General features: G+C 65.3%; 24 protein-coding genes. 12 read left to right on the top strand and 12 right to left on the bottom strand.

Going from position 1 to position 23,456, the window contains the following annotated elements:
* Window positions 1-45: 45 nt before the first annotated feature.
* The 8 genes from J8I29_RS10395 to J8I29_RS10360 all read left to right on the top strand — a co-directional run bounded on the left by J8I29_RS10395 (window position 46) and on the right by J8I29_RS10360 (window position 9,485).
* Window positions 46-852: an alpha/beta hydrolase gene (locus J8I29_RS10395; protein ID WP_245196836.1), complete on the top strand. Its 807-nt coding sequence runs from the start codon at window positions 46-48 to the stop codon at window positions 850-852.
* Window positions 849-1,553: a ribulose-phosphate 3-epimerase gene (locus tag J8I29_RS10390; RefSeq protein ID WP_209431579.1), complete on the top strand. Its 705-nt coding sequence runs from the start codon at window positions 849-851 to the stop codon at window positions 1,551-1,553. Before J8I29_RS10395 ends, J8I29_RS10390 begins: the two co-directional genes overlap by 4 nt.
* A 2-nt stretch (window positions 1,554-1,555) precedes the next feature.
* Entirely contained in the window at window positions 1,556-2,503 is a 948-nt protein-coding gene (locus J8I29_RS10385; protein WP_209431578.1) for an ROK family protein, read from the top strand.
* Between the two features lie 86 nt (window positions 2,504-2,589).
* Complete coding sequence (locus J8I29_RS10380) at window positions 2,590-3,708, top strand: patatin-like phospholipase family protein (protein WP_209431577.1); 1,119 nt, start codon at window positions 2,590-2,592, stop codon at window positions 3,706-3,708.
* Between the two features lie 4 nt (window positions 3,709-3,712).
* Window positions 3,713-6,181, top strand: coding sequence for a caspase family protein (locus J8I29_RS10375; RefSeq protein ID WP_209431576.1), 2,469 nt, complete (start codon window positions 3,713-3,715; stop codon window positions 6,179-6,181).
* 11 nt (window positions 6,182-6,192) lie between these two features.
* Window positions 6,193-7,272, top strand: coding sequence for a hypothetical protein (locus J8I29_RS10370; RefSeq protein ID WP_209431575.1), 1,080 nt, complete (start codon window positions 6,193-6,195; stop codon window positions 7,270-7,272).
* 275 nt (window positions 7,273-7,547) lie between these two features.
* Window positions 7,548-8,528 (top strand): aldo/keto reductase, encoded by a 981-nt coding sequence (locus tag J8I29_RS10365; RefSeq protein ID WP_209431574.1) that lies wholly within the window; start codon window positions 7,548-7,550, stop codon window positions 8,526-8,528.
* A 129-nt stretch (window positions 8,529-8,657) separates the two neighbouring features.
* Window positions 8,658-9,485 carry an aldo/keto reductase gene (locus J8I29_RS10360; RefSeq protein ID WP_209431573.1) on the top strand — a complete coding sequence of 276 codons (828 nt, stop codon included), beginning with the start codon at window positions 8,658-8,660 and terminating at the stop codon, window positions 9,483-9,485.
* Window positions 9,486-9,646: 161 nt separating this feature from the next.
* On the opposite strand, the gene J8I29_RS10355 is transcribed toward J8I29_RS10360, so the two are convergent.
* On the bottom strand, window positions 9,647-10,966 hold the full coding sequence (locus tag J8I29_RS10355) for an LLM class flavin-dependent oxidoreductase (RefSeq protein WP_209431572.1): 1,320 nt from the start codon (window positions 10,964-10,966) through the stop codon (window positions 9,647-9,649).
* Window positions 10,967-11,173: 207 nt separating this feature from the next.
* On the opposite strand from J8I29_RS10355, the gene J8I29_RS10350 reads away from it, so the two are divergent.
* The gene (locus J8I29_RS10350) at window positions 11,174-11,524 is read left to right on the top strand and encodes a GFA family protein (protein WP_209431571.1); all 351 of its coding nucleotides are present in this window, start codon (window positions 11,174-11,176) and stop codon (window positions 11,522-11,524) included.
* Between the two features lie 12 nt (window positions 11,525-11,536).
* Here the strand turns inward: J8I29_RS10350 and J8I29_RS10345 are convergent, their stop codons facing one another.
* From J8I29_RS10345 to J8I29_RS10335, 3 genes are all read right to left on the bottom strand, one after another.
* Window positions 11,537-12,346 carry a phytanoyl-CoA dioxygenase family protein gene (locus tag J8I29_RS10345; RefSeq protein WP_209431570.1) on the bottom strand — a complete coding sequence of 270 codons (810 nt, stop codon included), beginning with the start codon at window positions 12,344-12,346 and terminating at the stop codon, window positions 11,537-11,539.
* Between the two features lie 93 nt (window positions 12,347-12,439).
* Complete coding sequence (locus J8I29_RS10340) at window positions 12,440-14,257, bottom strand: GSCFA domain-containing protein (RefSeq protein ID WP_209431569.1); 1,818 nt, start codon at window positions 14,255-14,257, stop codon at window positions 12,440-12,442.
* Window positions 14,258-14,350: 93 nt separating this feature from the next.
* The gene (locus tag J8I29_RS10335) at window positions 14,351-15,667 is read right to left on the bottom strand and encodes a S41 family peptidase (protein ID WP_209431568.1); all 1,317 of its coding nucleotides are present in this window, start codon (window positions 15,665-15,667) and stop codon (window positions 14,351-14,353) included.
* 135 nt (window positions 15,668-15,802) lie between these two features.
* Here J8I29_RS10335 and J8I29_RS10330 point away from each other — a divergent pair, with 135 nt between their 5' ends.
* Both J8I29_RS10330 and J8I29_RS10325 read left to right on the top strand, forming a co-directional pair.
* The gene (locus J8I29_RS10330; RefSeq protein ID WP_245196835.1) at window positions 15,803-16,237 is read left to right on the top strand and encodes a group III truncated hemoglobin; all 435 of its coding nucleotides are present in this window, start codon (window positions 15,803-15,805) and stop codon (window positions 16,235-16,237) included.
* Between the two features lie 349 nt (window positions 16,238-16,586).
* Window positions 16,587-17,477, top strand: a complete 891-nt coding sequence (locus J8I29_RS10325) for an EamA family transporter (protein ID WP_209431567.1) — start codon at window positions 16,587-16,589, stop codon at window positions 17,475-17,477.
* Window positions 17,478-17,584: 107 nt separating this feature from the next.
* On the opposite strand, the gene J8I29_RS10320 is transcribed toward J8I29_RS10325, so the two are convergent.
* The 7 genes from J8I29_RS10320 to J8I29_RS10290 form a co-directional block, all read right to left on the bottom strand.
* On the bottom strand, window positions 17,585-17,995 hold the full coding sequence (locus tag J8I29_RS10320) for a thioesterase family protein (RefSeq protein WP_187829816.1): 411 nt from the start codon (window positions 17,993-17,995) through the stop codon (window positions 17,585-17,587).
* 176 nt (window positions 17,996-18,171) lie between these two features.
* Window positions 18,172-18,669 (bottom strand): RNA pyrophosphohydrolase, encoded by a 498-nt coding sequence (locus tag J8I29_RS10315; RefSeq protein WP_209431566.1) that lies wholly within the window; start codon window positions 18,667-18,669, stop codon window positions 18,172-18,174.
* On the bottom strand, window positions 18,669-19,172 hold the full coding sequence (locus J8I29_RS10310; RefSeq protein ID WP_209431565.1) for an RNA pyrophosphohydrolase: 504 nt from the start codon (window positions 19,170-19,172) through the stop codon (window positions 18,669-18,671). The genes J8I29_RS10315 and J8I29_RS10310 overlap by 1 nt, the downstream gene beginning before the upstream one ends.
* Before the next feature lie 20 nt (window positions 19,173-19,192).
* Entirely contained in the window at window positions 19,193-19,786 is a 594-nt protein-coding gene (locus J8I29_RS10305) for a DsbE family thiol:disulfide interchange protein (protein WP_209431564.1), read from the bottom strand.
* Window positions 19,783-19,986 carry a heme exporter protein CcmD gene (ccmD, locus tag J8I29_RS10300; RefSeq protein WP_245196834.1) on the bottom strand — a complete coding sequence of 68 codons (204 nt, stop codon included), beginning with the start codon at window positions 19,984-19,986 and terminating at the stop codon, window positions 19,783-19,785. The genes J8I29_RS10305 and ccmD overlap by 4 nt, the downstream gene beginning before the upstream one ends.
* 1 nt (window position 19,987) lies before the next feature.
* On the bottom strand, window positions 19,988-20,746 hold the full coding sequence (locus J8I29_RS10295; protein ID WP_209431563.1) for a heme ABC transporter permease: 759 nt from the start codon (window positions 20,744-20,746) through the stop codon (window positions 19,988-19,990).
* A gap of 126 nt (window positions 20,747-20,872) precedes the next feature.
* Window positions 20,873-21,646, bottom strand: a complete 774-nt coding sequence (locus J8I29_RS10290; protein WP_209431562.1) for an SDR family oxidoreductase — start codon at window positions 21,644-21,646, stop codon at window positions 20,873-20,875.
* Window positions 21,647-21,769: 123 nt separating this feature from the next.
* On the opposite strand from J8I29_RS10290, the gene J8I29_RS10285 reads away from it, so the two are divergent.
* A complete protein-coding gene (locus tag J8I29_RS10285; RefSeq protein ID WP_105861132.1) occupies window positions 21,770-22,675 on the top strand; it encodes a LysR family transcriptional regulator in 906 nt (301 codons plus the stop codon).
* Window positions 22,676-22,717: 42 nt separating this feature from the next.
* On the opposite strand, the gene ccmB is transcribed toward J8I29_RS10285, so the two are convergent.
* Complete coding sequence (ccmB, locus tag J8I29_RS10280; protein ID WP_209431561.1) at window positions 22,718-23,386, bottom strand: heme exporter protein CcmB; 669 nt, start codon at window positions 23,384-23,386, stop codon at window positions 22,718-22,720.
* Between the last annotated feature and the right edge of the window lie 70 nt (window positions 23,387-23,456).

Raw genomic sequence — 23,456 nt, 5'->3', positions numbered from 1 at the left:
CCCGCAAGGGGAGAAGGCTGACCGCATCGCTGGGCGTTTGAGCCGATGAACGCGACCTTCCACCGCGACAACCTCAACCTCGCCACTTATGACCGCGGCAGCGGCATGCCCGTGGTCCTCCAGCATGGCCTGTGCGGGGATGCTGCCCAGCCGGCCGAAATCTTTCCCTTCGAGCTGCCGGCGCGCTGCCTCACGCTCGAATGCCGCGGCCATGGCGGCTCGGACGCCGGCGACACCGGGCTTCTCTCGATCGCAACCTTCACCGACGACTTGGCGGCTTGGCTCGACAGCCTGGCGCTCGGCCCCGTCGTCCTTGGGGGCATCTCGATGGGTGCGGCGATCGCGCTGCGTCTCGCCGTTGCCAGGCCGGACCTGGTGCGAGCGCTGGTGCTGGCCCGCCCGGCCTGGGTCGCCGAGGCTGCTCCGGCCAACATGGAACCCAATGCCTTTGTCGGCACGCTGCTCGCCCGTCACGACGCGGAGGAGGCGCGGGCCCTGTTCGAGGCCTCCGATACGGCGCGCGATCTTGCGGCCAACGCCCCAGACAATCTCGCCTCGCTGCGCGGCTTCTTCACGCGAGAACCCAAGGCCGTCACCGCGGCCCTGCTCGCCCGCATTTCGGCCGATGGCCTCGGCGTCTCCCGCGCCGATATCGCGGCCCTCGGGGTACCGACGCTCGTCGTCGGCACGGAGGTCGACGCCATCCATCCGCTCGCCCATGCCGAGACGCTCGCCGCACTCATCCCCGGCGCCCGTCTCGCCCGCATCACCCCCAAGGCACTGGACAAGCCGCGCTACGTCCAGGATTTCCGCGCCGCCCTGGCGCAGTTCCTCTCGGAGATTTCAGCATGAAACCCGCCCCCGGTTGGCTCCAGGCCCTGCCCGCCGACCGCCTCCTCGCCGAATTCTCGCTCTGGTCCGCCGATCTCGGCCGCCTCGCCGACGACATCGCCCGGGTCGAGCCCCATGTCGACATCTTCCATGTCGATGTCGCGGACGGCCATTTCTCGCCTGCCCTGCTTTATTTTCCGGACCTGACGGCGGCCGTTCGCAAGGTGACCGCCAAGCCCATTCACGTCCATCTGATGACGACGGACGACATTCTCCTCGACCAGATCGACCAGTTCGCCGAGGCGGGAGCCGATCTGATCAGCATCCATGCCGAGAACGGCAATGCCGACGCAGCGCTGGCCCGCATCCGCGAACACGGCCTTGCCACCGGCATGGTGCTGCAGCTCCATACGCCGGTCGCGGCGGCGGAGCCCTTCCTCGACCGCCTGGATATGCTGACCCTGCTCGGCACCCTGATCGGCATCAAGGGCGTCGGCCTCGACGATTCGGCCCTGTCGCGCCTGCGCGAGGCCCGCAAGCTGATCGCCGGCAAATCCGGGCACCGCATCATCCTCGCCTCCGACGGCGGCAATCGCGAGCACACCGTGCCCAATCTGCGGCTTGCCGGCGCCGAGACCATCGTGATGGGGTCGCTGGCCTTCGGCGCGCCGGATCTGGCCGCCCGCATCGCCTGGGTTCATGGTCTGCAGCGGGAGCCCTGACCATGGTTCGGCGCGCCATCGGTATCGACCTTGGCGGCACGCAGGTGCGCGCCGCCCTCGTTGATGATACCGGCGCCGTGCTCAAGCGCGCCGCCACCCGCACGGATGTAGCCGGCGGCCCGGCGGCCGTGATGGCGCAATTCCGCAGTCTCATCGAGGACGTGACGGACGACGCGAGCCTCGGCTCGCTCTCCGGCATCGGCGTCTGCGCCCCCGGGCCGCTCGACAGCGACACCGGCACCTTCATCCATGTCCCGACCCTGCCGGGCTGGGAAGACTTTCCCCTGCGCGACGAGCTCTCCGCCGCCCTCGGCCGGCCCGTGGTGGTGGAAGGCGACGCCATCGCCGCCTGTTATGGCGAATGGCGCTTCGGCGCCGGCCGCGGGCTCGACCATCTCCTCTATGTCACGGTCTCCACCGGCATCGGCGGCGGCGTGGTCAGCGATGGACGCCTCCTGCATGGCCGGCGCGGCATGACCGCCCATGTCGGCCATTTCCGCCTAGCCCAGGACGGGCCGCGCTGCAGCTGCGGCGCCGTCGGCTGCTTCGAGGCCTTCGCGGCCGGCACGGCGCTGGACCGGCGCGCGCGCCAGGCTGCACTTGCTCATCCCGGCAGCAGTCTCGCGCGCCTGGCGGCGCCGACCGCCGGGGATGTCGTCGAAGCCGCACGCCAGGGCGATGCGACCGCCCTCGCGCTTCTCGACGAGGAGGCGACCCTGCTCGGCGAGGGCTTCGTCAGCCTCATCCACCTCTTCAGCCCGGAAAAACTGGTGATGGGCGGCGGCGTCGCGCATGGCTTCGATCTGATGGACGAGACGATCCACCGGATCGTCCGTACCACCGCCCTGCCCTCTTTCCGCGACGTGCCGGTCGCGAAAGCCGCCCTCGGCGACAATGCCGGCCTCGTCGGCGCCGCGGCCCTGGTTCTGTTCGACGAGCGGGTCCGCTGATCCCGGAGCTGCCCCGGCAGCGGAATAACGCCCGACTCACGGCTCTGGTCGAACACTTCGCCTGCAGATCCTGAGGGGGATGGGCGATGGCACAGGACAGTGGAGTCGAAGACCGCACGGCGGATCGCGGGATGCCGGCGCTGGCCCTGTCGGGCGGCGGCTTTCGCGCCACGCTCTATCATTGCGGCGCCCTGATCCGGCTCAACCAGCTCGGCCTGCTCCCCAAACTCGGCCGGATCTCCAGCGTGTCGGGCGGATCGATCGCCTCGGGCATGCTGGCAGCCGCCTGGAAACAGCTGACCTTTGAGAACGGTATTGCAACCGATCTCGACGCCAGGGTGATCGCACCGCTGCGCAACTTCTGCACCCGCTCGATCGACACCAAGGCCGTGGGCCTCGGGACGATCCTGCCCGGCAAGAACATCGGCGACGTCCTCGCCAATAGCTATGATGATCTGTTCGAGGGCATCAGCCTGCAGGATCTGCCAGACAGCCCGCAATTCATCTTCAACGCCACCAATCTGCAGACCGGCCGGCTCGTGCGCCTGCAAAAGGTCAGGCTGGCCGACTACGCCATCGGCATCATTCCCGAGCCCGACATCCGGCTGGCGGTGGCCGTCGCCGCTTCGAGCGCCTTTCCACCGGTGCTTTCGCCGGTGGAGATCCAGGTTGACCCCGCGCGCTGGGTGAACGCCACCGGCACGAGCCATTTCGGCGATCCCGACTACAATCGCAAGCTTTCCCTCACCGATGGCGGCGCCTATGACAATCTCGGTCTGGAGACGGTGGACGATTTCGCCACGGTGATCGTCAGCGATGCCGGCGCCCCCTTCGGCACCGAGGAATCCGCCCAAGCCTTCTGGCCCCAGCAGGCCCTGCGCGCCCTCGACATCGCCACGGACCAGGCGCGCGGCCTGCGCAAGCGCCTGCTCTTTGCCGAAGCCAGGGCGGCCGGCCGCGTGATCGCCTTCAGCGGCATCGACGGCCTCGCCTCGAAATATCCGGCGCCGCAGATGCTGAAACCCGATCCCGCCATGGTCGCGCGGCTGGCCGGGATGCGCACCCGCCTCAACCCCTTCGACGAGGAAGAGCAGAGCCGGCTCATCAATTGGGGCTGGCTGATGATGGATGTCGCCCTACGCAGCTATGTCGCGCCGGCCGAGCCGGCACCGACGGCCTATCCCCTGCCCGGCTTCCCGGTCTAGGACCATGAAACTCGCCGCTGACGATCCCGACAGGAAGCTCGGCCTGGTCTATCGCGACGACGCGCTGGCGGCCGGTCCCGCGACCCATGTGCTGATCATCGGCGTCGGCGCCTACCAGTCGCCGCACTTCAGGAAGCCCTTGACCTCGACCACCTTCTCGGCACGGGCGCTGGCGGACTGGTTCGTCGGGGAGGCGCCCGGCTTTCGCAACGAGGCCTGCCCGCTCGGCAGCCTCGCCATCCTGCTCTCCGAGCCGGCGGCAGGCGAGGACCCTCGCGCGACCTATGCCGGCGGACCGGTGCCGCGCGCCGGCTTCGCCGCGGCGCGCGAAGCGGTGCGCGCCTGGGTGAGGCGCATCAACACGCACCAGGACAATCTTGCCATTCTCTATGTCGCAAGCCATGGCGAGAGCCGGCTCTCCCGCACGGCCTTCCTCCTCGAGGACTATGCCATGGACGATCTCGATGCCACGGCCGGCATGTCCGAAGTCGAGCAGTTCATCTCCGCGCTGGAAAACGCCAAGGCCGTCTCCCAGCTTCTGCTGTTCGATTGCTGCCGCTCTGCGACGGAGCTTTCCTTGCCCTGGAACGAGCCGTTCGGCAGCAAGCTGATTGCCCTGACCCGCGAAAACAGAGGCCATGACGAACCCAGCAAGCAATGGGTGATTGCCGCCACCGCGCTCGGGGAAGTCGCGGGAGGGCGCGTCAACACCACCACCCTGTTTGCCGACGCGCTGCTGAGCGCCCTCGACGGGGTTGCAGCCGATCCGGCCGACGAAGGCTGGCCGGTAAGACCGGGCCAGTTGGTCGACAAGGTCAACAGGCTGCTCGAACTGCACCGTCAGCCCGATGAAAAGCCGCAGACGCCGGGCGGACGCAATGCCGGGACCTTCGAGATCACCTATGCGGGCGAGCGGGAGGAGATCCCGGTCTATATCTCGCTGGACCAGCCCGAGAACTGGCCCGACAGCGACTTCACCGTCGCCGCCACACCGGGGGGAGAGACAGCCTTCGAGGGCGCTGGCGACGGCTCGCCGTTCCGGCGCCTGAACTATCCGGAAAATACCGCCCTCAGTGTCTCCGTCCGCCGTTTCGGCGTGGATATCGGCGTGGCCAAAGGCAAGGCGCGGGCGCCCGCCGTCTTTCTCGAGGTCAGGCGCAATGCCGCGCCGACCACGGTGGTGGTGGACAGGCTCGATCCCGGGCGCGGCGTCGGCCCGGCCGCGCAGCTTCTGGTCAGCCTGTCGGGACCCGTGACGATCGCCGCCGGTGCGGTGGCCGAGATCATCCGGGCGGACGAACCGAAGAAGAATCCCAAACAGCTCGTCGTCGCCATCGGCGGGGCCACGCCGGTGGATGTCCGGCCCGGCGAGCATATCGTCACTCTGCGCACGCCCGACGGCCGGGTCGAGGTCCAGAACGTCACGGTGGCCAGGGACGACGTGCTGGAAGTGCGCTTCGCCATGCCGGCCTCGCCGCATGAATGGCTGGGAACGGCCACGGCAACCGGTGCCGTCCCGCTTCCCTCTCCCCCCGCCGCGCCGCCGCCCCCCGCCCCGGCGCCGGGCCTGGAAAGCCTGTGGCACGGGCTGCCGGCGGATATCGGCAGTCCGGCTGCGCCCGATTGGCAGACCGGCTTTCCCGCGCCCGCCCCTCCCCCGGTCACGCCGGTGGTCGCCACCATCGCCGGCCACGCCGATTATGCGCTCGGCCTGCATGCTCTTGCCGATCCGCGCCTCGCCGCAACGATGGAGAACGATGATGGGCGGTTGGTACGGCTCGGCCTGGCCGATACCGCGGCGCGCCGCTTCGCGCCATTCGAAAGGGGAGCCCAAGACCGCCCGGTCTTCGTAGCGATCGAGACCGGCCGGCGCCGCGATCTCGCTGTGGTGCCGAGCATCGCCGGCCGGTGGAGCCCCTATGTGCTCGTCGACAGGCTGGCGCCACGCGAGAAAAGCACAGCCACCGTCATCGCCGAAAATCCCGTCTGGAACGGCCTGATCGGCTTCCTGGCGGCCCGCGATGCCGACGCCGGCAGCGCGCTCCTGGCCGGCGGGCTCCAGCAATCCGTGATCGATGCGATGCAGGACAAGCTCGCCGATCCGATCGCGGCGCTTGCCGCCGCGCTGATCGCCGTCTCGGCCGCCTCGCCCGACCTCGAACGGCGCTGGGACCCCTGGCTCTTCAATCTTGCCGACTGGTTTCCGTTCATTCCCGACGGGCCGATCATTCTCGGCCGCCGCCTCCTGATGCGGGCGCGCAACGCCGAACAGTTCGAGCAGGCCAAGACCCATCTCATGGCAGGGTTTTCACGCGGCGCCCCGCTCTATTCGCTGTCGGCGGACTGGCTGGCCCGCGGGCTCGAAAGTCTGCCGGACGAAAAGGCGCTCGAAGCCCCGCGCCGCGCCGCCCGCGCCTTCGCCAACCGCGTCGATTCAGCTCAGGCCTTCACCGTGATCCGCCTCGACGATTGAAGGAGAACGCCATGCCGGTCTTCAGGCTCGCCATGCATCCGGCCTCCGAGGGCGATGCGCTGATGCTGAGCTGGGGTGAGGAAGACGCCCTCCATCGCGCCCTCATCGATCTCGGCCGCACCAAGAATTACCGGGCGCTGAAGCCGCTGCTGCAGACGATCGGCACCTTCGAGCTCTTCGCCATCAGCCATATCGACGCCGATCACATCGAAGGCGCCGTGCCGCTCTTCGCGGAACCGGCGCTTCCCTTCACGGCTCGCAATGTCTGGTTCAACGCTTATTCCCAGCTCGTCGATGCCAGGGAGCGGCTTCGCGACGCCGAGACGCTCGGCGTCGACCAGGCCGAGAAGGTGACGGCGGGCATCAAGGCCAGCGGCTGGCCGTGGAACAGCCAGTTCGCCTCCCGCGTCGTCTCCACCGGCAGCCCGGAGGCAGCGGCACCCTTGACGTTCGCCGGCGGCCTGAAACTCACTCTGCTTTCCCCGACGGACCAGGAACTCACCAGGCTGCTGCCCACCTGGGAGAGGGCGCTCGCCGAGGCTCATCTGCGCAAGGAGGACAAGGAGCCGGTGGAGCTGGCCGAGACGGAAGAACGCGAGATTCTCGGCGGCCTCAATGTCGAAGCCCTGGCCGCGCGCCAGTTCAGCGGCGACGGCACCAGGCCCAACGGCAGCAGCATCGCCTTCATCGCGGAGTTCGACCAGAAACGCGTGCTGATGGCGGCGGATTCCCATGCCGATGTCATCGAGGCCGCGCTCGAACGGCTCGGCCATAGCGCAGAGAACCCCTTGAGGCTCGACTGCCTGAAGGTGTCCCATCACGGCAGCAAGGCCAATACCTCCCCGGCCCTGCTCAGCCTGATCGACTGCACCCGTTTTGCCTTCTCGACCGATGGCAGCCATCACGGTCACCCGGATGCCGAGACCATCGCCCGCATCCTCAAGCACGATCCCGGGCGCCGGAAGACGCTGATCTTCAACTTCCGCCAGCCCAGCACGGAGCAATGGGACGACGAGAATTTGAGGACACGCTGGCACTATGATTGCCTCTTTCCCGAAGCGGGGAAGGAAGGCATCGAGTTCGAGCTGTAGCACCGCAGTCGGATTTGGCGCGAGACCTTGGATTTGCGTCCCTGCGAGCCAGGCATCACCGCAATTGTCATGGTGCCTGAGTCATCGGCGTCGGACAGTCGGATATCTCGCAGTTCCGTGAACGCCGGGATGCCACTCTGCCCCGCCTTGAAGCTGGACTTCGGCACTCGTCCGATTCACAATCGACCGAACCCATCAATAGCGGGATTAGTCGGTTGGCGTGGTCCTTTGGTGACGACGCGCCCGACCCATTCTTTCAATAAGGAGTTTCATCCATGGATTACGTCAAGCTCGGCTCGACGGGCCTCGAAGTGTCACGCCTGTGCCTTGGCTGCATGACTTATGGCGTGCCCGACCGGGGCAATCATGCCTGGACCCTGCCCGAGGAACAGAGCCGCCCTTTGATCCGCCAGGCCATCGAGGCGGGCATCAATTTCCTCGATACCGCCAATTCCTATTCCGACGGAACCTCCGAGGAGATCGTCGGCCGGGCCATCAAGGAGTTTTCGCGGCGCGAGGAGATCGTGCTGGCGACCAAGGTCTTTTTCCGCCAGCGTCCCGGCCCCAACGGCGCCGGCCTGTCGCGCCGCGCCATCCTGGCGGAGATCGACAACAGCCTCCGGCGCCTCGGCACCGACTATGTCGACCTCTACCAGATCCACCGCTGGGATGAGTCGACCCCGATCGAGGAAACGCTGGAAGCTCTGCATGACGTCGTGAAGGCCGGCAAGGCCCGCTATATCGGCGCTTCCTCCATGCATGCCTGGCAGTTCACCAAGGCGCTCTACACCTCCCGCCTGCATGGCTGGACCGAATTCGTCAGCATGCAGAACCACCTCAACCTGCTCTATCGGGAAGAGGAGCGCGAGATGCTGCCGCTATGCCGCGACCAGGGCATCGCCGTGCTGCCCTGGAGCCCGCTCGCGCGCGGCCGGCTGACGCGCGACTGGAACGAGAGCAGCGAGCGCCAGCAAAGCGACAATGTCGGCACGGCGCTCTACGACGCCACGCAGGAGGCCGACCGCAAGGTCATCGAGGCGGTGGCCGCCATCGCCAAGGCGCGCGGCGTGCCGCGGGCGCAGGTGGCTCTCGCCTGGGTGGCGCAAAAGGGCGGCGTGACCGCACCGATCGTCGGAGCCTCCAAGCCACATCATCTGACCGACGCCATCGCGGCGCTCGACCTGAAACTGACGGGCGAGGAAATCGCCACCCTCGAAGCCTCCTATGTTCCGCATGGGATCGCCGGTTTTCAGTGAGATCGACGGGTTGCGCTTGGCCGACCAGACCATAGATGAGCCATGCAGCCCCAGCGACTGCATGTTCAGCGATCGAATCATCGCTTTTCCGGCATCCCTTTCTTCCAACGATTTCAGGAAAGTTTCCCCATGAGCCCGACCATCCGTTTCAATGACGGCAAGGACATTCCGCAGCTCGGCTTCGGCGTCTGGCAGGTACCGAATGACGGCGCGAAGGCGGCGGTTACCGCGGCGATCGAGGCGGGCTACCGCTCGATCGACACCGCCGCCATCTACGGCAACGAAGAAGGCGTGGGCGATGCGCTCGCCGCCTCCAGCGTTCCCGTCAAGGATATTTTCCTCACCACCAAGCTGTGGAACGGCGACCAGGGTTACGATCAGGCCCTGCGCGCTTTCGATACGAGCCTGAAGAAGCTGCGCCTGGAGACGGTCGACCTCTATCTCATCCACTGGCCGGTGCCCTCGCGCGATCTCTATGTCGAGAGCTGGAAGGCCCTGATCAAGCTGCGCGAGGAAGGCCGCGTCGCCTCCATCGGCGTCTCCAACTTTCAGATTGCCCATCTCGAGCGCCTGAAGGCCGAGACCGGCGTGATTCCCGCGATCAACCAGATCGAGCTGCATCCGCGCTTCCAGCAGAAGGCCCTGCGCGCCTATCACGCCAAGGAAGGCATCGCCACGGAAGCCTGGAGCCCGCTCGGCCAGGGCACGCTGCTCAGCGATCCCGCTCTGACGGCCATTGCCAAGAAATATGGCAAGAGCGCCGCCCAGGTGATCCTTCGCTGGCATCTCGACATCGGCAATGTCGTCATTCCCAAATCGGTGACACCGGCCCGCATCGTCGAGAACTTCCAGGTCTTCGATTTCAAGCTGGCGCCGGAGGACATCGCCGCCATCGAGAAGCTCGACGATGCCAAGGGCAAGATCGGCCCGGATCCCGACAGCTTCGCAATGGTGTGAGGTCGAGCTTAGGGCGACAGTTGCGTTTGCATGAAAGAGCGCAGGATATGCGGAGTGTCAGCCTCCTGGCTGACATTCCGCTTGCCAGCGAGAGCTGCGTTTCCAAGATGTCAGCCGGAGGCTGACACTCCAACCGCCTCAACTCGGCAGGAAATTTTCTCCTATTTGAAGAACCGGTTTTCCGGCCGCGGCAGGCCGAGATTCTCGCGCAGGGTCCGCCCCTCATACTCGCGCCGGAACAGGCCGCGCTCCTGCAGCACCGGCACGACCTTGTCGACGAAGTCGTCGAGGCCACCGGGCAGATAGGGGAACATCACGTTGAAGCCGTCCGAGCCCTCGCTTTCCAGCCATTCCGCCATTTCATCGGCGATGCTGGCGGGCGTGCCCACGAAAGCCAGGCCCGCATAACCGCCGAGGCGCTGGGCGAGCTGGCGCACAGTGAGCCCCTCGCTTTCGGCCAGTTGCAGCACCCGTTCGCGGCCGCTCTTGCTGGCATTGGTCTCGGGAATAGGCGGCAGCCTGCCGTCGGGATCGAAGCCTGAGGCATCGTGGCCAAGGGCAATGGAGAGCGAGGCAACGGCGCTGTCGTAATGCACGAGGCTGTCGAGCCTGGCGCGCTTGGCCTTGGCTTCCTCCACGCTGTCGCCGACCACCACGAAGGCGGCCGGCAGGATCTTCATATGATCTCTGTCGCGGCCGAGCCGCGCCATCCTGCCCTTGACGTCGGCATAGAAGCGGCGCCCTTCGGTCAGGTTGGGCGGCGCGGTGAACACCGCCTCCGCCGTCTCGGCCGCGAGCTGGCGGCCCGGCTCCGAGGAACCGGCCTGCACGATCACCGGCCAGCCCTGTACCGGCCGGGCGATGTTCAGCGGTCCGCGCACGGAGAGATGCTCGCCCTTGTGGGCAAGCACATGCAGCTTGTCCGGATCGAAATAAAGACCGCTCTCGACGTCGCGAATGAAGGCGTCGTCGGCCCAGCTGTCCCACAGACCGGTGACCACATCGTAGAATTCCCGCGCCCGGCGGTAGCGCTCGTCATGCCCGACATGGTCGTCGAGGCCGAAATTCAGGGCAGCATCGGGATTGGAGGTGGTGACGATGTTCCAGCCCGCCCGGCCGCCGCTGAGATGATCGAGCGAGGCAAAGCGCCGGGCGACATGGTAGGGGGCATCGAAGGTGGTGGAGGCGGTGGCGACCAGGCCGATATGCTCGGTGACGGCCGACAGCGCCGACAGCAGGGTGAAAGGTTCGAACGAGGTCACGGTATGGCTGCGCTTGAGCGCCTCCACCGGCATGTTGAGCACGGCGAGATGATCGGCCATGAAGAAGGCATCGAAGCGGGCGCTTTCGAGCCGCTGGGCCAGATGTTTCAGATGGGCGAAGTTGAAATTGGCGTCGGGCCAGGCGCCGGGATAGCGCCACGCTCCGGTATGAATGCTCGCCGGGCGCATGAAGGCGCCGAGCCGCAATTGGCGGGCCATGAAGATCTCCCAGGAAAGGGCAGGCCGGGTTGGAAAGCCCGGTCGAGCACATCACTCAGATCATAGAATGTGTATGGTATTTACGTCTGCCAAGGCCCGGTGCAAACAAAAGGAAGTTCTCTTCCGGGCGCCGGAACAGGATCCCCGAATCCCTCGCGCCGGACTATGCTTGGCGCCTTGCACACAACCATTCCGGGAGGACGGGAGATGAGCTTCGAAGGCAGTTGTCATTGCGGCGCGGTTTCCTTTACGGCCGAAGCCGATGCGCCGACCAGCGCGGTGAGCTGCAATTGCTCCTATTGCCGCCGCAAGGGCTCGCTCCTGGCCTTCCTGCCGGCCGAAGCGGTCACCATCTCCGCCGATCCGGCCAAGCTGAAGACCTATCAGTTCAACAAGCACCGTATCGAACACCAGTTCTGCGAGATCTGCGGCACCCAGGCCTTTGCCAAGGCAACCCGGCCCGACGGGGCCGCCATGGTGGCGATCAATCTGCGCTGCGTGCCGGCCATCGATCTCGATACGCTCGAGATTCACAAATACGATGGCGCGAGCACTTAGAGCAAAACGCGTTCAGATGGAAACGCTTGCCTGCTCCAACTCCTTGTTTCGACGCGTCCTTTTTGCCGGTGAAGCGGTCAGGCCGAGCGCTTCCGGCTCGTAGGCATGCCCTGACGACGGCGTGGCTGACAGCGGCCACCCTTCCCAAAAGTTATCGGTATGGGGTTCGTCGACCTGATCGAGCCAGTCGTCACGGTAGTAATCCGCGAGCAAGGCATAACGGATCTTGTCGGTCCTGTTCGTCGTGGGCGTGTGCAGCAGCCGATGGTGCCACAGCACCAGGGTGCCGCGAGGCCCAGGCAGCATCACGTGACGGCAACGGGCCTCCGCTTCCAGGCGCAGCGCTTCGACATTGTCGAGCAATTTATAGGAAGCGCGGCCGGCAAACGCCTTCGCCATGATGTAATGGCTCCCTTCCCAGACGCTGAAGGCGCCGCCGTCTTCGGCGACGTCGTCGAGATAGAGCACGGCGTTCACCTGGAAGGGATGCGCATCCATGCCGCCTTTGATCGTGTCGCTCGATTGCGGGGTCGGAAAGATTGGATAAAGGCCGCGCGTCGCATGGCGGCCGACGCAGCGTTCGCCGATCAGGCTGCGCACGGCCGACATCACCGGACCGTTGCCATACATCATCCGGATCAGTTCCGGATGCCGGAACACATTGTCCTTGAACTTCAGCCGGCCGCGGCGTTTGGCGAGCGTGGCGGAGCGGCAATCGTCCTCGATCTCGCCGACCCAGGTCTTGGGATCGTCTCGGTCAAAATGGCTGTCGATCTGGCTCCACGTCAGGTCGATCGCCCAGTTCGTCCATTTGGCATCCAAATCGATCTGGACAGTGCAATAGCCCTTGTCGACGAATGAGCTCTTCTGAACTTCGCTTAGCATAGGTGCCCCCAAGCTCCTGTTTGAAATCAACTACGCTCCAACCAATTCGCCGATCCTGTCCTTCAGTTTGTTATAGCGGCGGTTTTCGCTCGGCGTTGCCGGCTCCGCCTGCGCGAAGTTCTGCCTCGCGGCAGCAAGGTCGCCACGCAGCAGATGCGCCTCGGCACAGAGAATATGGCCGAGCGCCGATTTGGGATTGTCGACCAGCGCAAGCTCGAGCAGTTCCAGCGCGCGGCCGACCGATGATTGCGCCAACAAGGCCCGCGCCACATGGATCCGTGCCTGCGAGGCCTGCTTGGGCAGGGAGCGAGACCAGCCGCCGAGCGTGGTCTCCAGCGCGGCGATATCGCCGTTGTTCCCTTCCGCCTCGACCCGAAGTGACCAGTAGCGGCTCGATCGCGCCTCCTCCAGCTTCGGATCGTAGAGGATATCCAGCGCCTCCCGGTTGCGCTTGAGCATCAACAGGGCACGCGCCTTCGCCATCTTGATCCGCTCTGACCGGGCATCCGTCAGCGATGCGACGTCCAGAGCCTTGGCGGCCTGCTTCTGCTCGACCAGCCATTCGATATGTTCAGTCGCGAAGGTCGGCGATTTTTCCGACCACTCGCCGAATTCGGCGAAGAAACGTGCCGCCGAGGTCGGATCGCCCTTGCGCGCTTCGACGGCATGCAAATGCGCGGCCGATGCTCCTCCGGCGTCGATACTGGCATGAACGCTCTCCAGGCTGTCGCCGCCCGAGCCTCTTCCCTCGAAATGACTGACCAGGCGATCGACATTATGGGCGATCAGCGTTTCGGTGACATGCGTAAAATCGTTCATCCAGGCGATTTGCCGGTCGCTCTGGACAACGGATTCATAGCTGGGAAAGTAGTGCACATTGTCATAGCGCGAGACCATCTCCTCGGTGACCGTGCGCAGGACGGATTTGCTGTAGCAATTTGCGACCATCACATCCTGAGGCCGGTGCGTGATCCCGAGCGCCACTGGCGACACGCTCATCAGGATGACCGCATCTTTCCGCCCGTATTTGCGCAGCAGGCCGATGGCCCGGTCGCAATAGTCCAGCGTCTCGTCATGCGAGAGCACATGGAGTTCGAAACGCTCGGGGTGGCGACGGACCAGCGGCGGCGGCGGCAGGCTGTTGAGATAGGTGCCTGCCACATTGTCGTACCAGACCTCGACCAGGCCCAGCGTGATGATGATCAGCTTGCAGTCCTTGAAGCTGCCATAGGCCTTGGTGATGGCCGAGCGCCGGCGCAGCACCGTATCCCGGGGGGCGGGCTGCACGTTATGGGTGACGTGCAGATCGAGCCATTTGCCGGAGGCATATTCGACGATGGCCTGGTCGGCATCGAACTGCAATTCCCCGGTGGCCCAGCCCAGTTCGTTCCAGATGGACGGTGTACTGAAATTGTTGAGTGCGCGCGGATGCACGCCCGCGAAACTGCGATCCTCCATCAAATCCCGCATCGGCAGGCGATAACCTGCGGTTGCAAGCCGGCCCTCCACATTGCGTGCAAAGCAGGATCCGACGGTGAAGATCTTGTCACCCGGCTCCAGATCTAACTCAAAATCAAAATGCGGACTGGCAATCGGCTCCACCCGATTAGCAGCGTTCCTCGAACCCCAGAAACTGTATTCATTTGCCTTGCGAAGCTTGATTGCATCTACAGCAGACGATTTGTATAGCGGCACGGGACCTCTGATGATTTCGTTGAACTGGATTATTCTCTCCTGACTCGACAACTTCCATGAGTCCATGGAATGTTGTTCGGCGTCAAGAGACAGCTTTGTGACGATTTTGTGTCTGCTTTCACCCGGCCCCTCGGATCCGACCCTGCACGCCACCGGCGCCTATCGCTTCAGAAATGCAGCCAATGGCTGCAAAACGCCCACCCCCCGAGGCCGGGCGGCCCATCGTTCCGTCAGAGCCGGCCCCGTTCAGTTCCCGGGAGGCCGCCATAATTCGCTGCGCTCGCGTTCCGTGCTGCGCAGCATATCGAGGGCGATGCGAAGCTGGATGTCGTCGGCGGGGTTCGGCGGCACATAGAAGGAGGAGCCGCTCTCGTCCTTGGCGCCCGTACCCTTGAGATGGCCGGTCAGGCCCGCTTCGCCGGGCGTGGCATGGCCGAGGCCTGCCCCGGTCGGATCCCGCTGCCGCACGGCGATGTCGGGCTCGATGCCCTGCGCCTGGATCGAGCGTCCAAGCGGGGTATAATAGCGCGCCGTGGTCAGCACCAAGGCGCTTTCGTCGGGCAAACGGGTGACCGTCTGGATCGAGCCCTTGCCGAAGGAGCGCGTGCCCAGGATGGTGGCGCGCTTGAAGTCCTGCAAGGCGCCGGCGACGATCTCCGCCGCCGAAGCGGTGCCGCCATTGATCAGCACCACCAGTGGCGCGCCGCCAGTGATGTCCTCGCCATGGGCGATATAGACCTTGGACTGGTCGGGCTCGCGCCCCCTGATCGACAGCAGCACCCCCTTGCCGATGAACGCCGCCGAAACCATGATTGCCGGGTCGAGCAAGCCGCCGGGATTGTTGCGCAAATCGAGAATGAGGCCCCTCAGGGCACCGGGCCGGAAGGCCGTCGGCAGGCGCTCGGCGATCCGCTTGAGGCTGTCGGGCGTCTGGTCATTGAATTCTGCGATGCGGATATAGCCGATATCCTCGCCCATCACCTCGAAGCGAACGCTTTCGGCCCGGATGATCTCGCGCATCAGCGTATAGGACAGCGGCACGGCATTGCCGCGCCGCCGGATGATCAGGGTGGCGGAACTGCCCACCGGCCCTTCCATGCGCTTCAGCATCGCTGCCGGGCTCACTCCCCGTACGGCGTTGCCGTCCAGCTTGAGGATGATGTCTCCCGCCTTCAGGCCTGCCGTGGCGGCGGGAGTGGCCTCGAGGACATGCTCCACCTTCACCAGCCCGCCCTGCACCTCGACCTCGAGACCAAGCCCGACCCGCTTGCCGGCAAGCTCCCGCTGGATGTCGGACATGGCCTTGGGACCGACATAGCGCGAATGGGGGTCGAGCTTCGACATCATGCCGCCGATCGCACCCTGGATCAGCACATCCGGCGCAGGCTTCTCGACATAGGTGGCGAGCACGCGCTGATAGATCGCAATGAAGCGGCCAAGCTCGTAAAGTTGCTCACGCGTATCATTGTCCGGATTTTCAGGGTCCGGCTGCTGTTGAGCCCTGACCGGAACTGCAATCAAACCAAGAAGAAGAACAGCTATCGCAAGTGGACGCATGCGCATGGCGGCCTCCACTCTTCCAATGATTTCAACTTACATGGTGACGCGCCATCCGAATGTCAGTACCAGCGTCGAAAAATAGCTGCTGCGACACCAATGCATTGGTGCCGGCCTGATTTTTCCGCCATAGAGACGGCCATGGCAGCCAGCATCAATATGAGCGAGCCCAATGGCACCGAGGTCAGCGAGGCGATGATCGAGCGCCTGGTTCACACCTTCTATGGCCGCGTGCGTCAGGATGATCTCATCGGGCCGATCTTCAATGCCAAGGTCGCCGACTGGGACGACCACCTCGCCAAGCTCTGCGCCTTCTGGTCATCGGTCATTCTGCGCAGCGGCCGCTATGACGGCCGCCCGCTCCGGCCCCATCTGATGCTGCCCCTGGAGGGTCGCCACTTCGAGCGCTGGCTCGATCTGTTCGAGCGCACGGCTCTCGACGTGCTGCCGCGCAATGCTGCCCTGCTCTTCATCGACCGCGCCCGCCGCATCGCCGACAGTTTCGAGATGTCGATCGGCACCCAGCACGGCGAGATCCGGTCGCCGCGGCATCAGGCGAGAAAGCTGCCGGCGTAGGGCAATGCAGTTCACTTAAGCGTTTCGGGGTGCTCGACCTTTGTCATTGCCGGGCTTGACCCGGCAATCCAGCTCCCCGACGGTTCGTCCGTGCGGCTTCTGGGTAGCCGGGTCAAGCCCGGCTATGACAAATTCGGAGCGGTTCCTGCTTAAGTGAACGGCATTAGCCGACGTAGGGGCGCTTTTTCTTTACCGCTCCCTGCGGATGGTCGCGTCACTACGGCCATCCCTGGCGGGCCCGGAAAAAGCAGCCGGGCGAACATGGCAGGGTCCGTGACCCAAACCAAAAATCCCGGATGGCGCCCATGCCGATTTTGCGGCATAGCAGGCGCAACCGAAAGAACCGTCCATGCCTGCCAAATTGCTCGCCACCCTGATCGGCCTGATCGCCATCCTGCTCTGGTCCGTCCTGGCGCTGACCACAGCGCTCACTTATCGCATCCCCTCCTTCGAACTGCTCGGGCTGACCTTTGCGGTGGCGACGCTGATGGGCGCGACCTCCTGGCTGTTCCGGCCCGGGGCCACCGCAGCGCTGCGCCAGCCCTGGCCGGTCTGGGCGCTCGGCGTCGGCGGCCTGTTCGGCTATCACGCCGTCTATTTCGAGGCGCTCAAGCGGGCGCCGCCGGCGGAAGCCAGCCTGATCGCCTATCTCTGGCCGCTCCTGATCGTGCTGTTCTCCGCCATGCTGCCCGGCGAGAGGCTGCGCTGGTATCACGTCGCGGGCGCCCTGCTCGGCTTTGCCGGCGTGCTCGCGCTCGCCCTCGCCAAGGGCGTGTCGGGCTTTGAGATGGCCAATGCGCCCGGCTACGCCCTGGCGCTTGCCTGCGCCTTCATCTGGTCGGGCTATTCGGTGCTGTCGCGCCGCTTCAAAGCGGTGCCGACGGATGCGGTGGTCGGGTTTTGCGGGGTGACCTGCGTCCTGGCCCTGATCTGTCATGGCCTGTTCGAAACCACGGTGTGGCCCGATGCCAAGGAATGGCTCGCCATCGTCGGCCTTGGCTTGGGACCGGTGGGCCTGGCGTTCTATGCGTGGGATCGCGGGGTCAAGCATGGCGACATCCGCCTGCTCGGCGTCGCCTCCTATGCCACCCCGGTGCTTTCGACACTGATCCTGGTCGCCGTCGGCATCGCTTCGCCGAGCCTGGCTCTGGCGCTCGCCGTGCTGCTCATCGTCGGCGGCGCGCTCATCGCCTCGCGCGATCAGCTTTTTCCCCCACGCAAACCGGCGTTGGAGGCCTGAGGTTCTCTAGAGCAAAGCGCGTTGAGACGGAAACGCTGTTTTGCTCTCGCTCTTTGGTTCGACGCGTCTTTGCGATTCGAGATGATTCCGTCTAATCGCAAAACGCTCTAGCCCGCCGGCCGTCCGAGGAAACGCTCGATGATGGCACTCGAAAGCCGCTTGGGCCGCTTGGTAGCCACATCCAGGCAACACCAGCTCGACTTCACTTCGGCCAGCACTTCCTCGCCGCGCTTGATGATGATGCCGTAGAAGGCCTTCGCGCCATGCACCTTCTCCAGAATGACGGTGGCGATCACGTCGTCATCGAGGAAGGCCGGCTTGCGATAGGTAATCTCGTGGCGTAGCGCCACCCAGGCATGCTTCTTCAGCGCCTCGGCGGGCGCCAGGCGTTCCCAGTGACTGATAATCGCCGCCTGCACCCATTTCAGGTAGCTGGCATTGTTGACATGGCCCATGAAGTCGATATCCGAGCGATCGATACCGACGGTATAATCATAGGGCATGACGTTCCGAAACATCGCTTCCGCGCCTCCGCGCCAAAATCGGCATATGGGGACGCCACTTCCGAAATGCAGCCCCCCGATTCAGCCCAGCCATTGAAGCAGTACAGCTTGGCACAAGCATGGCATGACGCCAATCCATCCATTGGATCTACGCTGAACAGGGTTGCCGCGCGAAAGTTCCGCCTGCGCCGTCAGGTCCCAAACCTGGCAAAGGCCTGCGCCATCAGCCGATAGACCGAGCGCTTGTGCGGCGTCACCAGGTCCGGCAACCGGGCCAGCCTTTCCCAGCGCCAGCCGAAGAATTCCTGCGGCTCGCCGGTCGGCAAATTCACGACGTCGATCTCGCCGTCATCGCCCTCGAAGCGCAAGGCGGCCCAGCGCTGCTTCTGGCCGCGAAAGGGCGACAATTTGTGCGGCGGCCCGTCATAGGGCGGAAAGTCGTAGGGCCACCACTCCTCCGTCACCGCCAGCACGGAGACGCTGCGGGCATTGGTCTCCTCCCAGAGCTCGCGCTTGGCCGCCGCGACGATGTCCTCGCCCTCGTCGATGCCGCCTTGCGGGCATTGCCATTCGAAGCCCGGCACGATCAGCTCCGGTCCGGAGGTTTCGGCCCGGCCCACCAGCACCATCCCCTGCGCATTGAACAGGGCGACGCCGACATTGGGGCGATAGGGTTTGATCTCGGCCATCACGCCACCAGATGGCGGAAGGCCGCCACCACCTCGGCATAGACGCCACGCTTGAACGGGACGATCAGGCCCGGCAAGGCGGCAAGGTCCTCCCAGCGCCAGTCCTCGAACTCGGCCTTGTGCTTGCCGCCGGCCGGCCGCAGCACGTCGATCTCGCTGTCCGGACCGGTAAAGCGGAAGGCGAACCATTTCTGGGTCTGGCCACGATATCGCGCGGTCCAACCACCGCCGACCGCCTCGGGCGGCAGGTCGTAGGAGTACCAGTCCGGCGCTTCGGCCAGGAAGGTGATCGAGCGCACATTGGTCTCTTCATAGAGTTCGCGGATCGCGGCCTCGCGCGGATCCTCGCCCTCGTCGATGCCGCCCTGCGGCATCTGCCATTCGAAGCTGCCCGGTTCGCCGCCGGTACGCGGCTTGCGCCGCCCGACGAAGACCTTGCCTTGCGCATTGAACAACACCGCGCCGGCGCAGGGGCGGTAGGGAAGCTTGGAACGGTCGGTCATTGCGGGCCCAAATATCGAGATCAGGATTTGGAGGCAGCCTCGATCGCCGGCAGCAGCCTGGTCTTCAGGCTGTCCTCGCTCAGGGGGCCGACGATCTTGTCGACGATCTCGCCCCTGCCATTGACCACGAAGGTCTCCGGCACGCCATAGACACCCCAGTCGATGGCGGAACGGCCGTTGACGTCGACGCCCACGGCCGCATAGGGATTGCCGAAGGTGCCGAGATAGCGGCGGGCATTGTCGGGGTCGTCTTTGTAGTTGATTGCGACCAGGCGTCCCTTGCCGAGGCCGGCGAGCTTCATCAGCACCGGATGCTCGTCCCGGCAGGGGCCGCACCAGGAGGCAAAGATGTTGACCACGCTGACGCCGCCCGATTTGAGATCCCCGGTGGCCAGGCCCGGAAGCGGCTTGCCGTCCCGCACGAGTTCGGCGAGCGGCGGCAGGCTCATCTGCGGCGCCGGCTTGCCGATCAGGGTGGAGGGCAGCGCCGAGGGGTCGCCGCCGGAGCGGAGCTGGTAGAAAAACAGGCCGGCAAGCGCCGCAAAGACGATCAAGGGCAGGAACACCAGCGCTCGGCGGCGCGGTGCCGGCGGCAAGACAGGGCTGTCGGTCATGGTGTCTGCCCGTCTCGATTGGTATTCCGGCGCGAACGGCGGCGCAGGCCCTGCGCTTCCAGCTCGGCCAGGATCTTGAGCTGGGCCTTGTGATCCAGCACCACCCAGGCGACCAGCGTCGCGATCACCGCCGCCGCCAGGCCATAGGCCCAGACGATGAAGGCCCAATGCGGCCCGAGATCCATGCCGAACACCACCATCTCAGGCCTCCGCCGGCAGCGAGGCGGTCATGGCCGGCGTGACGCCGGCCGCCGCCATCAGGCGCATGGTGCGGATTCGCCGGCGCAGGATCTCGTTGCGCATCGCCATCACATGCAGCGTGATGAACAGCAGGGTGAAGGCCAGCGCCATGTCGAGCAGCGGCCACAGCATCATCCACGAATAGATGGTGGAGCCGCCGATGCGGAACACCGAGGCGCCCTGATGCAGGGTGTTCCACCAATCGACCGAAAACTTGATGATGGGAATGTTGACAGCCCCGACCAGCACCAGCACGGCCGAGATCCGCGCCGCCTTGCCGGGATCCTCGATGGCGTGCCACAGCGCGGCAAGTGCCAGATACATCAGGAACAGCACCAGCACCGAGGTCAGGCGCGCATCCCAGACCCACCAGGTGCCCCACATCGGCTGGCCCCACAGCGAGCCGGTGACCAGGCACAGCAGGGTGAAGGCCGCCCCGATCGGCATCGCCGCCTTCATCGCCACCTCGGCCAGGGGATGGCGCCAGACCAGCACGCCCAGCGCCGACAGCGACATCGCGCCCCAGCCGGCCATGGCGAGCCAGGCGCAGGGCACGTGGATATACATGATCTTCACGGTAGCGCCCTGCTGGTAGTCGTCCGGCGCGACGGCAGCACCGTAGAGACCGGCGGCGAACAGCAGCACCGTCGCTCCCGCCAGCCAGGGCAGGAGGCGGCCGGCAAGGCCCATGAACAGGGTGGGATTGGCGTATTTCCACATGCCTCTGTTTTACCTGCGCGCGCGCGGCGAAACAATGACGAAGGGAACACAAATATCCGAGAGCCGCGCGCGAAGGATTTCCCCATGGAGCGAGGAAATCCCTCCGGGCGCCGGGAAAACTCATGCCTATTTGGTGGTGTAGCCGCCGTTCACCAGAATGGTCTGCCCGGTCATCCACCAGCCATCGGAGACCAGGAAGCGGATATAGGGCACGATGTCCTCGATGTCGGTGAGGCCGGTCTTGGAAAATTTCGACAGGGCCGCCGCGCTCTTGTGATAGGCGACGGCATCGGCGCCCTCGGCCGGGTAGAAGAACGGCGTATCCATTGGGCCGGGGCCGATGGCGGTCACCGAAATGCCGCGCTCGCCGAACTCCTTGGAGGCTGCGCGGGTGAAATGCTCCACCGGCGCCTTGGTGCCGGCATAGGCGGCATAGAAGGGCGTGTAGGCGCCGAGCAGCGAGGTGACGAGCGTGCAGATCTTGCCATTGTCATTGACGTTTCTGCCGGCCTCCTTGAGGAAGAAGAAGGCAGATTTCGAGTTGACCGCGCTCATCTCGTCATATTCGGCCTCGGTGATCTCGACGAAAGGCTTCTTGAGCACCTTGCCGACGGTGTTGATGGCGATATCGGGCCGGCCGACGGCCGCGACCGTATCGACGAACAGCTTCTCGACAGCGCCGGCAGAGGTCAGGTCGCCCTGAAAGGCGACGCCCTTGGCACCGGCCGCAGTGATGGCGGCAACGGTTTCGTCGGCTGCAGCCTTGGTGGCGGCGCTGTTGTAGTGGATGGCGACCGCCTTGGCGCCCTGGTTCGCCAGATCACGGGCCAGGAGCCCACCCAGATTCTTGGCGCCTCCCGCAATCAGCGCCACTTTTCCCTTGATGCTGTGATCGGCCATGCTGGGCCTCCCTATTGATGAGTGAGCCTTTACCGAAAGTCAGCTTATCGTCTTAGATTTCGATATAAAGCTGCCCATTCGAACATGACATGTTAGAATCTTTTACAAATCTGGTATTAGTCCGTGGACCGCATCGATCTCTTCCGTATCTTCGTCCGCGTCGTCGACAGTTCGAGCTTCACGCGTGCCGCCAACATGCTGGGAATGCCGCGGCCCTCGGTTTCTGCAGCCATCAAAGAACTCGAAACGCGCATGGGCGCGCGCCTGCTGCACCGGACCACCCGCAAGGTCGCCCCCACCCAGGATGGCCTCGCCCTCTATGAGCGCTGCCTGCGCCTGCTCAGTGATTTCGAGGAGACCGAGAGCCTGTTCCGCCAGGCCGCGGCGGGGCCGGCCGGGCGCCTGCGGGTCGATCTGCCCGGTCGTATCGGCCGGCTGATCGTGGCACCGGCCCTGGCCGAATTTCTCGACCTCTATCCCGAGATCGACGTCGATCTCGGCGTGACGGATCGGACCGCCGACCTGGTCGAGGACAGCCTCGACTGCGTCCTGCGCGTCGGCCCGCTCAGCGATTCGGGGCTGATCGCCCGCGCCATCGGCGAGCTGCCCCTGATCAACGTGGCAAGCCCCGCCTATCTCGCGCGTTACGGCGTGCCTCGCAGTCCCCAGGAGCTCGACGGGCATCTGGCCGTCAACTACGCCTCCCCCAGCACGGGCCGGGTCGAGCCGTGGGAATGGGTGGGCCAGGCCGGGGTTCAGACGCGGCCGGTGCGCAGCCGGGTGGTCGTCAACGGCGCGGAGGCCTATATCGCCTGCTGCCTGGCAGGTTTCGGCCTGATCCAGATCCCGGCCTATGACGTAAAGAGCCATATTGCGGCGGGCGAGCTCGTCGAAGTCATGCCGGATTATCGCGCCGCCCCCATGCCGATGACGCTGCTCTTCCCGCATCGCCGGCATTTCTCGCGCCGGGTGCAGCTCTTCGCGGACTGGCTCGAAACCCTGCTCAAGCGCGAGGTGCTGATACGGTAGAACTCCCTCACCGTCCCCCGGAGGGGGAGGGTGAAGATCACCTCACTCCAGTCCGAAGCGCAGGGCCCAGGCCGCCGCCACCGTGCCGAGCACGATGGAAAACAGCGTCATGGCGCAGAGCAGCAGGAAGGGCGGCAGGAAGGGCATCGGGCCGGTGATCGCGGCTGTTGCAGCAGCCACGCCAAAGATCAGCACGGGGATGGTGAGCGGCAGGATCAGGATGGAGATCAGCATGCCGCCGCGCCGGAGCGCCACGGTCAGCGCCGCGCCGATGGCGCCGAGGAAAGTCAGCGCCGGCGTGCCCGCCAGCAGCGTCAGCGTCACGGCCCCCAGCCCCTTGCCGGGCAGGTTGACGAACAGACCGAGCAGCGGCGTGGCGATCACAAGCGGCAGGCCGGTGGTCACCCAATGCGCCAGCGCCTTCACTGCCACCGCCAGCTCCAGGGGCGTGCCGCCAAGGTGGATGAGGTCGAGCGAGCCGTCGTCGAGATCGGCCTGGAACAGGCGGTCGAGGCCGAGCAGCGTCGCCAGAAGCGCGCCGAGCCAGAGTACGGCCGGGCCGATACGCGCGAGCAGATTGAGGTCCGGGCCGACGCCGAAGGGAATCACCGTCACCACCGCCAGGAAGAAGATGACGCCGACCGGCGCGCCACCGCCCGCCCGGACGGCCAGCCGCAGCTCGCGCATGAACAGGGCTGCGAGCGCGCTCATGAGCACCGCACCAGATTTCGGAATCGAGTCCGATGCTTCAAGTTTTTGTTGTCGGATCGCTTCCTCCGAA

The organism is Labrys sp. LIt4, from assembly GCF_017813775.1.
Classification (GTDB): domain Bacteria; phylum Pseudomonadota; class Alphaproteobacteria; order Rhizobiales; family Labraceae; genus Labrys; species Labrys okinawensis_A.
The sequence above is the reverse complement of the archived record's forward strand: the minus strand, read 5'-3'. Positions and strand labels throughout refer to the sequence as shown.